This window comes from Serratia sp. 506_PEND, from assembly GCF_001076875.1.
GTDB lineage: Bacteria > Pseudomonadota > Gammaproteobacteria > Enterobacterales > Enterobacteriaceae > Serratia > Serratia marcescens.
Map to the genome: position 1 here is coordinate 13942 of NZ_JVEL01000325.1, position 15051 is coordinate 28992.

Below are 15051 nucleotides of genomic sequence, written 5' to 3' on the forward strand. Positions count from 1 at the left end.
CCGGAGGTGCCGCCCTTTGGGCGGCAATAACATCATGAAAAAATTGAACCTTGAGCAGTTGATGAGCATGAGTCCGCTCGATCTGGAGCAGTACCGCGAGCAGGGTATGGAATACCGAGTGATGCTCAATTGTGCCGTACTGAGTCAGTTGACGGTGCCGGAAGGCTGGCGTGTCAACGCCGAAGAAGGCTGTGAATTTTGCGGGCGGGTGCCGGTCGTGTGTCGTATAAGCCCGGCAGGCGATGAGGCCACGGCGGTGTATCTGTGCAGCGCGGGAGCCGATGTTCCGGGTTGGTCGATGATCCTGCCCTTTGACGATGGTCAGTCTCAGGCATGGTTGTACCTGGATGATACCTATACACCGGCGATCGTGAATCGCGTGTTGACTACTGTTGCCGTGTATTACCGGCAGGGTTTCTGGCGACCGGAGAAACTGGCAGTTGCACTGCGGATGGGAGGACATTGCCTGTGATCCCGAACCATTTGGCTCTGGTGCCATGGCACCCCTACCGGCAGGCGGTCTGGTTTGCCATTGCTCAGGTTGAGTCCCGTCGCGAGACGGGCAGACGGCAGGCTGTCTATGCCTATGCCAACGCCTTTTTTCGTCAACTGACCGGACGCTCCACTATTTCAGCCAAGGACATGCGTATGATCGACATTACCTACCGCCCCGGCGATCGCCACCGGACTTCCTGTTTGGAAGACTATGTCGATGCGTTGAATACATTGATTGCCAGCCGTGGCGAGCAGTGTTATTCCCCGCTGCCCGGTGATACGCGCGATATGCTGTTCCCCGAGGTCAGCCGCCGCCGTCGGCAGCGTTTTGAGCACAAACTGGCGATGAAACAGACCCGACAACAACGGCAAGAAAAACAGGTGAAGTGGCATAAGCGACGTCGCTATCAGGTCAGTCTGGCACAGGCGGAGATTGAGCTGGCGTTTGTGACCCCGGGCGATCACGAGGATTGGTTAAAACGCTGGCAACAGCAGGGGATCGAAGAGTTTGACCTGAGTAACATGGTCTTTGCGTGGACGACGCGTTTCCCCTGTCTGGCCGAGCTGGATCGCTACCATTGGGCTGCGATGCCGTTTTGGGAGGCTCGGTTACAGGTAAGTCAGATCAGCGCCGTGTTGCCAGGTACGGTTCGATCGGATAACCGTGCGCGTATCCCCAATCGCCTGGTGCGCCGATAAAACCGGACGTCAAGCTGCGGTGGCTTCGCCACTGCGGCTATGATGTCGCCATGCCTGATAACGTTGACCGAATGGTCACATGTATGTCCGTTGTCCATGTCAGCAGGATGTACGCTGGCGGGGTATATTTCAGCCATTTCCCTTCTCATCGAGACTTCCTCGTAAATAAATCAGGAACCTGGCCCCCTCCGGCAACTGGCCGGCGATGCCGTCCAGCCGTCAGCCCGACTGCGCTAACCGGGCGAGCTGCCCGGCAAGCTTCGCCGAACCCCTATGGGTTTCGGGCCTGTCGGCTACGGTCTGAGGGCGAAGGTCATGGGCCGCTTGCAGCCGGCTATTGCCGGCGCCGCTTATCACTGTTCGTCACCAGGGCGACGAACGCTGAAGACGCCCCGGCTTTCGCCGTGTCGGGTGTGTTCATCCTCTCCGGATATCGGTGGCTATCTCCCGTGCGACCCCTTGCGCGGAGGGCTGCTTGTAGCACCGCCGCCCGCGTGACCGCAAGGGTGAAATGCACGCCGCCAGCGGCGCCCTTGCGCTCCCCCGTTCGTCGTTGCTCCCTTGCCCTTTGCCGCGAAAGGTCCCGACGAGAGATGAATTAACCACCGGGTAGGAGAGCAGAATGAACACACAGAACGTCAACGTCAAAACCGCCGCTCAGGAGCCCTCGGAAAGATGGGGGGAAACCCCTGTTCTGATATTTTCGGGGAAATACCCGGATGCCGACAGGGTAATGAGCCGACAACTTGAATTCATGGACGAGCTGCACGGTGCTGCAGTTTCTGTCGACGAGCTGGAGCAGGCACTTTATGAAATTTTCAAAACGATGACGGATCGTGTCGCGTTCGATGGAGTGGAGTATTTCAATCCCGACAAGCCAAAAATCGTTTATGAGGTTGCCAAGTATTGGGTTAAGGCTCAGCGCCTTGCCGGTGAGTATTTCGGCACCGTCGGGAACGCGGCATGGGAACACGCGCGGTATCGCCTCGCTATCACGTTGGCAATCGATAATTCGTATGCCTGATCTTAACCGTCCGAGCGGCAATGGCTCGGAACAACCTAGTAAGGAGGTGTCAATCCGGGAAACGCAAACCCGTAAATGAAAAAAGCAGCGTTTCCGCTGCTATTTCGTGCCGGTCTACCCCTAGGAAAGCTAGCCCGGCTCTCAATAATCGATTGGAGTAAAAACTATGACTATTGAAGGCTCAATCATCACACCAACGGCCCTGTATGTAAAGCAGTTGGCAGTGAAAAACGAAACACCGAAAAAGCAAACCCGCATCCTGCGGGACAGTCTCGCAGCCGCTGCGGTTCAGCCTGAACTGCGTGCATTGGGTCGGCATATTGCCAAATGTCAACGCAAGGGCCAGCAGGTACGTATTCCGGCCATGCGTGGCAGCGAGTTGGGGCAGGTACTACGCACGTTGGAACTGAAACGGGCCTACGCCTGATAGCACTGACTGTCGTCCCTTTGGACGGCAGTTTTCCCCGACTGAAACAGGAAATGACTATGACTTTTTCAACAACAGAGCAAGCCCATTGGTGCACAGATGTGATCGCTGACGTTACCGTTAACCCTTCTCAGGGGGGCGACCTTATCCCCTCAGTGGCTATCGATCGCATCATCGCGCAGCGCAACGGCGGCATTGCGCAATTTATGGATGGAATGGCGCTGGTCCATGCCGCAGCTAAACAGCTCTCCGAGGCTGCCAACAAGGACAATCTGTATGGATTCAGTGATGTAGTTAAACTTGCAGTGGACTGGCGGGACAAACCTGAGAAATACGGTGATGCGGTTGCCAAGCTGATTGATCAGAAAGTATGGGATCGGTTGCTGAGTGATACCGGCATGTACACGCTGGAGACGGGATGAATGGGATCGCCAACTGAACAGCAAGGATTGTCCTGAGGTCACGCTTGAGACGGTGCTGGCGACGTTCAAACAGTTGAATTCAGAGAAGGTAAATACCTTTGAACAAGGTGTGATCGACGTGTTCCGCAGCTTGTCATGGGATTATAAGACCAACAGTCCTTGCCGTCTTGGGAAAAAAATCATTGTGGAGCGCTTTCTCAGCACATGGCGCCACGGTCATTCCAGTTTCACATGGGAAGGGCAGCAACTGCTGGATGATCTGGCCCGTCCGTTCTATCTGCTTGATGGGAAAACCGTACCGGACTTTAGAGCGGGAGATGGTCAAAAGTACGCTGATTTTTTCCGTACTGGCAACAAAATCGGTGAGCTGTGTGATCTTGAATATTTTACCGTCAAGGGTTTTGCCAAAGGGACGGGGCATATCGTGTTTAAGCGTCCCGAACTGGTCAATGAAATCAATGATATCGTGGCGCGTCAGTTCCCCGGCATGTTGCCACCCCGCCTGTAACAGGGTGAGTTAACGCTAGGCAGGCAGGGAAGCCCCCTGCCTGGAAAATATGTTCGATCACGGTACTTTGCCCCTGCTGGGGACGAGTATCGACAATGTGGGGAAGGCGCGGGTGAAGAAATCCATTGTCTTGAAAGTAGCGGTAATATGTCATTTTGGCACATTTATGCAATCATGCATATGAGTATGCCAACGGCCATAAATCGGCTGGGCAGAAAAGGCTGCTGTGGCTGCGCCCCTGCGGATCTCTGCCTTTCTTGTCCGATTCAGCCATGTCTTTTCCCCATCAGTTCGATATTGTCGTTTGGTTTCTCCCTTTCTTTGACGCCTCTTTTTCCTTTCGTCAGGCCTTAATAAACCCACAACGGGCTGGCGCTCCCTGCGGTGGCCGGTCGCCAGCGCCCGACCATCACCCCCACTCGACTAGCCAGCCGCACGCGGCAGACAAGTCTCGCCGAACCCTTCGGTTTCGGGCCTGCCGGCTAGGGTCTGAGAGCCAACGTCAACAGCAAGCGCTCGCTGCCGGCAGAAGCCGGCGCCGCTTTCACTGGTGGCGCCATAGGCACCACCGCCAGAGACGTCCCGCCGTTCCGGCGTGCCGGATGTGTTCATTCTCACGTTTGTGTCAGTGACCATCACCCGTGAGTACCGGCGCAGAGGGCAGGGGGTAGCACCGTCGCCCAACACAATACCAGGGTGACGCTACGCCGCCGCCAAAAACTTTTCCTTCCTGCGGGTCAGAAAACTTTTCGTTGTCGCCCTGGTATTGCGCCGTTCGCCGTTGCACCAGTGCCCTTTGCTGCGACGAAACTCACCGAGAGATGGACTAACCACCGACAAGAGGAAAACCAGAATGAACACACAAAACGTCAACACCGCTGCTCAAAAATCTTCCGAAAGATGTGATCTGAATGACTTTGAAACCTGCCGAATCGGGCGTTTTGTGGTTCGTTTTTATGCACCATCAAGCGATGGCGCTATGCAAGGCAATTGCAGCTACATATGCAACGCCAGTAGCGAATGGGATGCGGCTTTTCAATTTGGACAGCATTGTAAGAATGCGCATTACGACATTTATTCGGTGATAGAAAAAGAACCGGTTCAGGTCGTCGCTTTGAGTTCAACTAACTACCGATTTGTACCACTGAGTTCAAGATGCTGGCGTTGTCTTGATACCGGATTTGTAGTGATCGTGACAGCCGATGGTGCGATTTATGACGAGATCATGCAGCCGTTAAATCCATACGGCACATTGACACCAATCTTCTAAAAATCTGCGGGGCGATGGCCCCGCCACTCATCACGGAGAAAATCATATGCATTCACTTAAAGAGCAAGAAAAAAAAGAGATGAAATCTGCTTTTGATTCTGAAGTAGAAAGGTTAAAAAATTCGCCTGAATTTTCGCATCTTAAAATGATTGAAAAAAACAAAAATTCTACTGTTGCCGCAGTAGTCTCAGCAAACATTCGTTTGCTACTGAAACAGAGTTTTCCCGGTGTGAAATTTTTTGTCAAAAAAACCAATTATGATGCGGTTACGATAAAATGGGAAGATGGTCCACAGAATGAAAAAGTTGAAGAGATTACGCGAAAATTTAAGAACGGCTGTTTTAACAGTATGGAAGATATTTATGAGTATAGTGAAAGTCCATTCAATGCTGTTTATGGTGGTGTGCATTACGTTTCAGTAGACCGGCGTTATAGTGATAAACTCATCGAAAAAGCCATCACACAGTGTCGAACAATTTTTTCTGAAGAGGTCCCTGAATGGGTTGACGTAGATTCCTATAAAAGAGGGAAACTGTTTACGGTTAGCTCAGGTTTCTTTTGCCACGATAACTTACAGAGTGAAATCCGTTTTGTTCTTAGATCACTTTAAGTATCAATAAGGCGGGTAAACCCGCCATTTTCATACTACTTGCTTAGTCTCTGGCTTTACTGCGGTCTTTGTTCGTTTTTTTGCTGGTGACTTTGATGCACGAATGATGTCAGATATTGACTTTTCACTCACTGCTATACCTACAGTCTGCAATGCGGATTTTATTTCCGTTGCTGTATAACCCTTTGACGTAGATAAAGTGATGATGTTTTCTTTCAGCGAATCGAGCAATTCAGTTCTGCTGATTTTGTTCGGTGTCAAATCTGGTAAACACTCAAGTGTTAGCTTTGCTTCTTCAAGCTGTTCCTGGGTATAAAATTTATTTCCTGCCATTTTGTCCTCGTGATTTTCATCAATGCCAACCAGACACATTAAACCATATCAATCCTGATAGGCCAAGCCTGCCCCCCTCACTGACGCCTAATCAGGCGAAAAATAACTCGCATCGTGAAGGATAGACGTAGTAAAATGACGGACAGGAAATGTTTTGTCATTACCGCCTGCACGCAGACGATAATGCAAAACACCTGGTCAGGGCTATGCCCCGACACCCCAGTTGAGTGTTAGAGGTTGAGTTATGTCGAAAAGCGAGTCGCGTCAGAAAGGGATCATTATCCAAATTCGATGCACCGAGGAAGAGGCGGACGCCATCAAAGGCAAGGCCAAGGCGGCAGGGATTAGTACCTCCGAACTACTGCGTCGTTCCGCGCTTAACAGGAAGATTATGACCCGTACCGATACACGGTTGATGAACGAACTTCTTCGCCTGGGTGGCTTGCAAAAGCATCTCTACACTCAGATGCAGGAACAAATGACTCAGGAACTGAGTAAGCAGTTTTCAGACGTGTTGGTTGAGGTGAAAAAGGCCATCATTGCACTGGATTTGAATCTCATACCGGCAAACGAATAAGGGCACTATGAACGTTATCATCCCACCCAAAAGACGCGACGGCGGTACCAGCTTTATGAAGCTGGTTGGCTACCTGAGTCTACGGGATGAGAAAAAGCCTGATGACGTTATCACTCCAGACAAAATTGAAAAGTCCACTTCCCGCTCCAACCAAGCCGTTTTTGACCGCCTGGTTGATTATGTTGAGCGGCGCGATGAATTCTCACCTATGCAGGTCATCGAGAGCTTTCCTGATGGGCGAGAGCAAGTCATTGTTGGTGGCGTTGAGTGCGAAACCAATTGTTTCTCACTGGAGACGGCAGCAGCGGAAATGAATATGGTTGCTGCACAAAATCGTCACTGCAAAGACCCCGTCTATCACTTCATTTTATCCTGGCAAGCGGATGAGGCACCAACACCAGATCAGGTGTTTGATAGCGCACGTCATTGCCTGGAAAAACTGGGTATGGAACAGCACCAGTTTGTTACCGCTATCCACCGGGATACTGACAATGTTCACTGCCACATTGCGGTTAATCGTGTAAACCCAGAAACGTACCGTGCTGCTAATTTGTGGAATGATGCCGATACGCTGCAACAGTGTTGTCGTGTCCTGGAGAAGCGTTTTGGTTTCAAACAAGACAATGGTAGTTGGGTGTGGGGGGATAACAATACATTGCATCGCGCACCCTGGCGTTTTCAGAGTGCTCCACAAGGTGCTGCCAAGCGGGAGATCTTTTCTGATAAGGAAAGTCTGTATCATTATGCTGTTCGTCAGACACGCACCCAGATAACTGATGCCATTAAAAACAAGACGGCCAGCTGGAATTATTTTCACCTCTTGATGCATGCTAATGGTCTGGGGTTGCGTGAACAGTCTGGCGGGTTGGTCATATACGATCTGGAACGACCTGACACCATGATGGTCAAGGCATCTGATGTTCACCCTACATTGGCAAAACCCAGACTTGAACCTTATTTCGGTCCGTTTGAAGGGCCTCCTTCTTTCGACTCTGGTGACCCGGAAGAGGGCGGCTATGCGATATATAACCGCTACCAACCTGAATTCCATGTGCGCGATCGTGATGCCAGAAAAGAGCGTCGAGAAGAGCGTGCTGCTGCACGAGATGATCTCAAATTGCGTTACCAAAAGTATCGCGGAGAATGGGTCAAGCCAGACTTGAACGTGAAGATGCGTCATCAGGAAATTGCCGCACACTATCAGGCTATGAAAGGTAATGTTCGCGACAGCTATCCCGATCCACTGTTGCGCAAGCTGATGTATCGCGTGGCCGAGTTCGAGCGCATGAAGGCGACGGCTGAGTTGCGGATTCAGATCCGAGAGGAACGTAAGACCCTGTTTGAATCTGGGCAATATCGACCATTATCTTACCGTTCCTGGGTGGAACGCGAAGCCTTAACGGGTGATGTTGCCGCAGTTAGCCAGCTGCGAGGATGGGCTTACCGTGAGAAACGAAAAGCCAGGACTTCTGCCCCTAATAAACATAAAGACAGTGTATTGGTGTTTGGTGCCGCTGACGATTCACCGTTGCTTGAACGGTCTACCCATGCAACCCGCTTACACCGGAACGGTACAGTTGAATATCTGCGGGATGGGGTTGTCGGTGTGGTAGATCGTGGCGACCAGGTTGAGATTAAGCCCGGGTTCGAGGATTACGACGATACGGCGAATTACCACCTGGCTGCAGAGATTGCCGGTGCCAAAAGTGGCGAGCGTGTGGAGATTGTGGGTGATGACGATTTCGTTGACCGCGTGCTGATCGAAGGATGCCGCCTGAATTACCAGCAGGAAAAAGAGGTATTCCGGCCAACAGATAGTTGGCAACGTGGTCGCTCCGAGGTTCTGGAACATCGCCATATTCGACCAGAGATGGGTTATGACGACCCTGCAGTATCACGACAAACCGACGATCGCGACGATGATGCACCAACAGTGAATTCGTATTGGGGGCCGCGTCCATAGCGGTATCTGCAAATAATGATTGGATAAATTGAGAGGTTTTATAGAGCAGTTTAATAGGTAACTTATTGATTATTAGCGCTGGCTGCACAGGGTTAGGAGCCTGTACAACCAGCTAACCACAACAACCTATACGGGAGGCTGCTATGGCTGCCATCGATCCTATCCATTTCCAACCATTACACAAGTATTTTCCGGGTTTAACTCTCAATCAGGTATCGATCGGTGTTATGCGTGCCGAAGGGTATTCGGTTGCAGAGATTTCTCAGTTGCGAAACATATCTGAACAAGCAGTTAAGCAAACGTTGGCTGCAGTTTGCAAAAAAATGAGTGTTCCATCAGTCACTATTATGTCAACCGCAATTGAAGTTAGGATAAAAATTGCGCAGATAACAGCAATGGAGAATCTGATTGAAGCACTAACCTCTGTTAGGACAATAAACGACCACTGATATTCAGCTACCATATTTTTTACTTCATGACAACCTTCCTAATTTAGGAAGGTTGTCATGCGTGTTGAATAAGTTATTCTCTCGATAATCTTATTGACACATAGGGCTTTATAATAAATGACTGATAAATATGTATGGACATCAGCCCAAACCGTCATTGAAATGACCCCTGATGTTAATCGGCTGCTGACTCAGGCCGCAAAGCGCTCAGGTCGCAGTAAGGTTAAAGAAGCAACAATTCGGTTGGCCGATCATCTAAAAACTGTAACTGATATTGCGGTGCCTGGTCGCCGCTTCCTTTCTGATGAATCTAAGTAGCACCCTATAGAGCCCCAACGCCAGGGAACTCTATTTTTTAAAGTTTGTTTAGTGATTATAAAAATACATTGCGTTAACTCGCAGGGCTTTCTTTTACCTGGAATCTAACGGTTTTTTGGTAATGGCCCGTGAGGCTTTATCACGAAACTAATAATTCACCCGTTGGGGTGGGGTGCCTGTGGCCTTATTTATACGGGGTGGTGTCCGCTATTTAACAATTTTGGAAAGTCGGACAGCATTCTGTAACTGTTTAGACCCTTATGCAAAAATGCAATGTATCTATAGGTACGATCTGCCTCTAGAGAAGATTAGCACCACCCGCGAGGGACTGGGCGCGAACAGGCAACACTGGCAGAGCAGGGATGCTGACGCAAAAGAGATTTGTGCAAGTCCATTCGAACGAGTGGGCTTGCCCGAACTGTTGTTGATATTCAGATAAGGAGATATTGATGGCAAAAGGAAAATTAAACGCACCGAAAAAGTATGTATGTAATTTTTCCGAGCTATTGACACTTGTTGAACCTGATATAAGTAAAGTAAATAGAAAGCGTAAGCGAGTTAGGCGCGACAAATTATTTTATTTAGGTAAGACAAAAGTGCAGGTAAAGAAAAAGCACAGGCCGTCATCCCCAGGAATAAAAGCCTCTCCCAAAATTTCCCGCTCTAGACCCTGTGAACGCGCAGTCGCGTGTTCAGACATTCTTTGCCGCAAGGCTGCCGAGTGATAGCCCCTTTCATTGTTATTCAGTTTGTCGTCTGACTTTTTCACCTATCTATCCCACTGCGTAATTGAGGTGACTCTATTGAAAATATTCCTCCCCGTTGCCCTGGCGCCGGTGGTGTTAAGTGGGTGTGCTATCAGCACCCCTGCACCGCCGCGCGTTCCGGCACAAGAATTTGTGACGTCGTTGATCCAGGAGCAAATACCGATTATCCAGAGGGCTCAAGCAGATCTGGCTCAAGCTAGCCGAATTCGTTTGAAACCTGCTCCGGCAGCTCGTGAGTCAGTGCCAGCGACTACTACACCGTCGCATCGCCTGCCAGATACTATTCAGCCCAAGGCATTGGCAGGTCAGCCGGTGCCTACTTTACAGGCCATCCGCTATCTCGGAGAGCGCCCGGCCAGTTTGGCGCTTGCAAGAGCGGGGAAAGCTACGACGCTTCGACAAGCAATACGTCAGATTGCTCCTGCTGGATGGCAAGTTTCTTTCTCTCAAGAACTTAAACCTGATGCACGAATATCGCTGCAATGGCGTGGTAACGATCAGTGGCCGTTTGTACTGGATGAAGTGCTGCAGCAGCAAGGCAAAGTGGCATTGATCGATTGGCAGGCACAACGGATTTCCGTCGCGGCAAAATCTGCTGAGTTTGCCCCGGGTGCTGTAACCGTCCAGCCGCCAAACAAAATAGCGGTATCAACATCTACGGCTCCAGCTATGACGGATAAGCAGGGAACTGTGAGTTCTGGCCGTAATCCATTTGGTGGAAAAAAATCGGTACAAGCCCCAGCAGCAGCGGTTAAAACCACCGCATCGCTGACGTTACCTAAGACGATTATTAAGCCGAAAGTCTGGCGGATCGAGGCGGGTAGCACGTTGAAAGATACCCTATTCAGTTGGGCCGCCGCTGAGAAGTGCTCTACTCCAGACGTGGCCAATTGGACGGTTGCCTGGCTGACATCAGCAAATTACCGTATCGATGCACCGCTCCAATTTGAAGGGAGTTTCCGGGATGCATTGAATAGCCTGTTTACCTTGTACGGTACGGCGAAAGTGCCATTGTATGCTGGCATTCGCCATGCTCAGTGCGTCATTTCTGTTGACGACAAGGAAATCCACTGATGGTCAGTCAGTAGGTTCCATGCCCCTCAGTCCAAGAGGTTGCATTCGCAGCCTTAATTTCTGGAGGTACGAATGAGTTATCGCGGCAAAGTGAACATCGGCGTGATAGTTCTGTGCGCTGTGTTCTGGATTCTGATTTGGGGAGTTGTGCAATGATTTACTGGTTGCTTTCGGTCTTTCTGGGGCTCCTGGTATGGGTCAACATACCACCTCATGATCAAACAGGGGCGCAGATGCAGGATAGCACGCTGAGCCAGCGCGCTATTCAAACCGTTCGTTATATCAATGACATCAATGATTGGCGCTATAACAACCCTTCGCAAAAAGACGGCGTGATCCCTGATAGCGCCTTCGGTTGGTCACCCCTACCTGAATTACACAATGTGCTGCAGGCTGACCGTGTGTATGTCTACCAGCCGGATCAACCAGGGTTGATGGCCGCGTTGTTGGCACAGAGTCGGCATTCAGCGCTGGTTGGAAAGGTCGCAGGAAGACGTCTGATCGACAGCTTTGGCAATGACATGCAGGTTAATGTACCGGCCAGCATTGCTGACGGCAGCCTGGTGTACCTCAACTAATCTCTCCCCACCGTAAGGTTAAAAATGAAAAAACACCTCCCCTTAACCGGGCTGGCGGCAACATTGTGTTTGCTGCTTTCCGGCTGTGCGCCGCTTGAGCGCATCGACAAGATCGACAACACGGTCTCGCAAGACGAAAAACAGGCAGATAAGCATCTGAATGCCCTTAAAAAGGGTTCTGTGGTACGTGATCTGACCTCTCAATGGATCAACCCTTACCCGTTGAATACTCAGTCAGGCGGCAATAACTTACTGCCACCTTGTGCTGTGGCTATCAATCGGCCTGGGAGTATCACGCTGGCGGAAGTGAGCGCCTTTATCAGTAAACGTTGCCGGTTGCCGGTGGTGGTGACACCCGATGCGCAGGCCATATTGGCGCCGACAGGTGGCAAAACTGAGCAACTCAGTGGCCCCGTTCCGGCACCAGATCCGAATGGGATGGTGCCTTTGGCTGCGTTGGGTGGCTCACCCGCCCGAGCTGCACCGGCCGTTACCGGTGGTACTTCACTCAGGGGCGTGTTCTGGCAGGGGGAGTTGGGCGGTTTGCTCGACAATGTCACTACTCGCCTGGGATTGTCATGGCGTTATGAGCAAGGCCGGATCGCCATTTTCTATCTCGACACCCGGACGTTCCCGGTCATGTTTATGGACAGTAAGGCGAGCTTTGGCTCAAAAACCGTGAGTGGCACCACCTCATCGATGGGGGCTACGGGCGACAGCAGCGGCGGTGGGCTCAGTGGCGACTCCAATACCTCACAGGCGACTGAGATGGAAATCAAGTCGAGCCTGTACGAGGACGTCACCAATACCATCAAGTCGATGTTGACGCCGGGCACCGGGCGCATGAATTTGTCCGCCGGTGTACTGACGGTTACGGATACACCGCGTGTGCTTGAGCAGATAGGCCGCTATCTGGATGACCGTAATAAAGAGCTTAACCGGCAGGTGGTGCTCAACGTCCAGGTCTACAGCGTTGAGAAACGCACCCAGGATCAGTACGGCATTGACTGGAACGCTGTATTCAACAGTGGCAGCGTCGGTTTGTCTTTGACCAATGCGTTCACCGGGGCTTCGTCCGATGCCCTGAATGGCGGTATTTCCATACTGGATGGTAAAGGGGCTGGCACCAAAGCCTTTATCAAAGCCTTGTCCGAGCAGGCGAACGTCAGCGTGATGACCGAGGCCTCGAGTATGACGACTAACCTGTCAGCGGTGCCGATCCAGGTTGCTCTACAGCAGGATTATGCCTCGAACGTCACTACAGAGAACACGGCTAACGTCGGCTCATCGAGCAGCATCACCAAGTCGACTATTACCACGGGCTTCAATATGACGGTGCTGCCGTTCCTGATGCCCCAGTCTCCAAAAATGCAGCTGCAGTTTGCAATCAATATGTCGGATGACCCGACCATGCGCACGTTCACCAGTGACAACACCTCGGTCGAACTCATGAAAACGCGACTCAAGACCTTTACCCAGCGCGTCATTATGCAATCCGGCCAGACGTTGGTGCTGAGTGGTTATCAGTCTCTTAATAATACCGCCAACCGCCAGGGTGTCGGCAGTTTCCGCTTCTTCGGACTCGGTGGCGGTGCCAACGGTGAAAACAACAAAACCATGCTGGTCATTCTTATCACTCCGGTCATTTTGGGATAAGCCATGAAACAACAGACTACCTATACGTTGCAGAATGGGAGTGCCTGGCTGGTTGCCGGATTGCACTGGCAGTATCTGCCGCTACGTGGGCGCCGTAGCATGCGCTTACGTGCTAAAGAAGCGAATGCCACACATTGGGCGGCGTTACCTACCGGCGATGGCCAGGCGCAAGGCACCCTACTGGGAACCGTCACCCTCACCGACAAAACGCGCCGGAAAGGCGGTCGACATACACTGGCATCGCTGGCATTGGCCGTCCTGCCAGCATTACCGGAGGCCTGTTACGGTGTTTTCCCGTTACCGGATGGCCAATACTGGTTTGTGGCTGTCAGCGACGGCATGTTGTCACCGTTCGGCGATATTGTGGGTGATGACGCAGCCATACGAATAGCGGTGTCCAACTTTCTGCAAATCACTTCTGCGCCGGCGACGGGTTGGACGATATATGCTCCAAATGGCTTCTTTCCTGAACACGGCACCGAAGATAAGGCGCTCTCGACACTGACCGACAACAAGGTCGGTTTGCGACGTGCCCGTCTGAGTAAAACCCATAATCCGCAGATGCTGTGGCTGTGGGGTATTGCGGTGGTGGCGTTGGGCGCAGGGTATACCGGCTATTCGACATGGCAGGCGCATCAGGAAGAGGCGCGTATTGCTGCAGCTCAGGCGGCGCTGATGGCCAGGCAACAATTGGAGCAACAGGCGCCGACTGACAACCTGAAACCCTGGGCAACGCAACCGCGATTCCCGCCGATGCTCAGCGCCTGCAGTAGTGTGTGGAAAGATGCACAGATATCTATTGCCGGCTGGGTATTCAATACGGCGACGTGTGATGCTCACGGCAAGATCACGCTGCACTACACCTTGCCGAACGGTGGCACCGTGGGGGACTTTGCCTTGCGGTTGCCCGTTCTCTATGGCTCGGATATTCAACCGGTGTTTAATATTCCCGGTAGCGCGGATGACGCATCCTTTGCGTTACCGGTGTCGATTTCTCCTCCTGAACACCCCGAAGCGCTGCTCCCGGGCAGTCAGCAAATCCAGCATCTGACCAGCTATGCCCAGCGTATCAATGCCCGTTTGCGCCTTAGCGAAATGGACGCGAGCACCCAATTAACGCAGGGTGACGTACAAAACCTGCCTTGGCGCACCTACAGCTTTACGTTCATTACCGACATTCCGCCCGATCGGTTGTTTGCGCCAACGCGCTTCAACAGCAGCGGGATAAGGGCGTCCAGTATCACGACGACGCTCAAGAACAACCGTCTGGAATACACCATTGAGGGACTTCTGTATGCCAATCGTTAAATCCGGGGTAACACCCTGGGCGTTGTGCCTGGTGCTGACCGCACCCGGTGTATTCGCCGCGCCTGTCGCTGACATAGCGGCGGCCCCCCCTGCTACACCTTCGGCTGAAAAGTCGGTGAAGCCGCCAACGTCAGCAGAGATTCCCCTGCCAACCACGTTCACCCGTACAGAGGCTGGGCGAGCGTTAAATCTGGGCCAGTTGGAAGCCATACAGGCTGAGACGGTGCTGTATGAAGCTCAGCTTGCCAGGGCAAAGGCGTTGAATGAACTTCAAAAGAACGGCTATGACCGTGCCCTGGAACAGCCTTTTAATCCGGCTCCGCCTTCTCAGGACAATAAGGCGGAGGTCAAGGGGGCAACTCAAGATGCTGTTCCGCCACAAATCGTGGAGATCACCGGTACCGGCAAGGGGTTTACGGCCGTGCTGGCTCTCAGCAACGGCAATCAGGTCACGGTGCAGTCAGGGAACCGCATTCCGGGTACGGAATATGTCGTTAAACGGATCAATCTCAATGAGGTCGTTGTCGCCGGGAAGAACCAAACGCTGGTGTCTCTTTCCTTTGCGGGGTAACC

At 51.9% G+C, this 15051-nt stretch carries 17 protein-coding genes and 1 pseudogene; 17 read left to right on the forward strand and 1 reads right to left on the reverse strand.

All coding sequences use genetic code 11. The annotated features are described in order from the left end of the window. Nucleotides 1-34 precede the first annotated feature (34 nt). From psiB to ADK28_RS31425, 7 genes and pseudogenes are all read left to right on the forward strand, one after another. Nucleotides 35-472, forward strand: a complete 438-nt coding sequence (gene psiB, locus ADK28_RS09300) for a conjugation system SOS inhibitor PsiB (RefSeq protein WP_048795550.1) — start codon at nucleotides 35-37, stop codon at nucleotides 470-472. After that, on the forward strand, nucleotides 469-1194 hold the full coding sequence (locus tag ADK28_RS09305) for a plasmid SOS inhibition protein A (RefSeq protein WP_161802707.1): 726 nt from the start codon (nucleotides 469-471) through the stop codon (nucleotides 1192-1194). Before psiB ends, ADK28_RS09305 begins: the two co-directional genes overlap by 4 nt. 622 nt (nucleotides 1195-1816) lie before the next feature. Then, nucleotides 1817-2218 (forward strand): hypothetical protein, encoded by a 402-nt coding sequence (locus ADK28_RS09310; protein ID WP_048795510.1) that lies wholly within the window; start codon nucleotides 1817-1819, stop codon nucleotides 2216-2218. A 166-nt stretch (nucleotides 2219-2384) separates the two neighbouring features. Then, nucleotides 2385-2645 carry a hypothetical protein gene (locus ADK28_RS09315; protein WP_048795511.1) on the forward strand — a complete coding sequence of 87 codons (261 nt, stop codon included), beginning with the start codon at nucleotides 2385-2387 and terminating at the stop codon, nucleotides 2643-2645. 59 nt (nucleotides 2646-2704) lie between these two features. Next, nucleotides 2705-3575, forward strand: a pseudogene (locus ADK28_RS29950) (DUF4942 domain-containing protein). Between the two features lie 853 nt (nucleotides 3576-4428). Next, complete coding sequence (locus ADK28_RS31420) at nucleotides 4429-4845, forward strand: hypothetical protein (protein WP_075202056.1); 417 nt, start codon at nucleotides 4429-4431, stop codon at nucleotides 4843-4845. A gap of 46 nt (nucleotides 4846-4891) precedes the next feature. Beyond that, nucleotides 4892-5455, forward strand: a complete 564-nt coding sequence (locus ADK28_RS31425) for an LPD29 domain-containing protein (RefSeq protein WP_152929684.1) — start codon at nucleotides 4892-4894, stop codon at nucleotides 5453-5455. 30 nt (nucleotides 5456-5485) lie between these two features. Here ADK28_RS31425 and ADK28_RS31430 read toward each other — a convergent pair whose 3' ends face one another. Beyond that, complete coding sequence (locus tag ADK28_RS31430; protein ID WP_075202061.1) at nucleotides 5486-5788, reverse strand: hypothetical protein; 303 nt, start codon at nucleotides 5786-5788, stop codon at nucleotides 5486-5488. 244 nt (nucleotides 5789-6032) lie between these two features. Here ADK28_RS31430 and mobA point away from each other — a divergent pair, with 244 nt between their 5' ends. The 10 genes from mobA to pilP all read left to right on the forward strand — a co-directional run bounded on the left by mobA (nucleotide 6033) and on the right by pilP (nucleotide 15049). Further along, on the forward strand, nucleotides 6033-6365 hold the full coding sequence (gene mobA / locus ADK28_RS09330; RefSeq protein WP_048795513.1) for a plasmid mobilization protein MobA: 333 nt from the start codon (nucleotides 6033-6035) through the stop codon (nucleotides 6363-6365). A 7-nt stretch (nucleotides 6366-6372) separates the two neighbouring features. Beyond that, nucleotides 6373-8328 (forward strand): TraI/MobA(P) family conjugative relaxase, encoded by a 1956-nt coding sequence (gene traI, locus ADK28_RS29965; protein WP_075202057.1) that lies wholly within the window; start codon nucleotides 6373-6375, stop codon nucleotides 8326-8328. 143 nt (nucleotides 8329-8471) lie between these two features. Next, nucleotides 8472-8777, forward strand: coding sequence for a helix-turn-helix transcriptional regulator (locus ADK28_RS09345; RefSeq protein ID WP_048795516.1), 306 nt, complete (start codon nucleotides 8472-8474; stop codon nucleotides 8775-8777). 117 nt (nucleotides 8778-8894) lie between these two features. Next, nucleotides 8895-9095, forward strand: coding sequence for a TraY domain-containing protein (locus ADK28_RS29970; RefSeq protein WP_075202058.1), 201 nt, complete (start codon nucleotides 8895-8897; stop codon nucleotides 9093-9095). A 449-nt stretch (nucleotides 9096-9544) separates the two neighbouring features. Beyond that, nucleotides 9545-9820, forward strand: a complete 276-nt coding sequence (locus ADK28_RS31435) for a hypothetical protein (RefSeq protein WP_152929685.1) — start codon at nucleotides 9545-9547, stop codon at nucleotides 9818-9820. 78 nt (nucleotides 9821-9898) lie between these two features. Continuing rightward, nucleotides 9899-10936 carry a toxin co-regulated pilus biosynthesis Q family protein gene (locus tag ADK28_RS31440; RefSeq protein WP_152929686.1) on the forward strand — a complete coding sequence of 346 codons (1038 nt, stop codon included), beginning with the start codon at nucleotides 9899-9901 and terminating at the stop codon, nucleotides 10934-10936. Between the two features lie 152 nt (nucleotides 10937-11088). After that, on the forward strand, nucleotides 11089-11514 hold the full coding sequence (gene pilM, locus ADK28_RS09355; RefSeq protein ID WP_048795517.1) for a type IV pilus biogenesis protein PilM: 426 nt from the start codon (nucleotides 11089-11091) through the stop codon (nucleotides 11512-11514). A gap of 24 nt (nucleotides 11515-11538) precedes the next feature. Next, on the forward strand, nucleotides 11539-13170 hold the full coding sequence (locus tag ADK28_RS09360) for a PilN family type IVB pilus formation outer membrane protein (RefSeq protein WP_048795518.1): 1632 nt from the start codon (nucleotides 11539-11541) through the stop codon (nucleotides 13168-13170). Nucleotides 13171-13173: 3 nt separating this feature from the next. After that, complete coding sequence (gene pilO2 / locus ADK28_RS09365; RefSeq protein WP_048795519.1) at nucleotides 13174-14478, forward strand: type 4b pilus protein PilO2; 1305 nt, start codon at nucleotides 13174-13176, stop codon at nucleotides 14476-14478. Then, a complete protein-coding gene (gene pilP, locus ADK28_RS09370; protein ID WP_048795520.1) occupies nucleotides 14465-15049 on the forward strand; it encodes a type IV pilus biogenesis protein PilP in 585 nt (194 codons plus the stop codon). The genes pilO2 and pilP overlap by 14 nt, the downstream gene beginning before the upstream one ends. The last annotated feature ends 2 nt before the right edge of the window (nucleotides 15050-15051 follow it).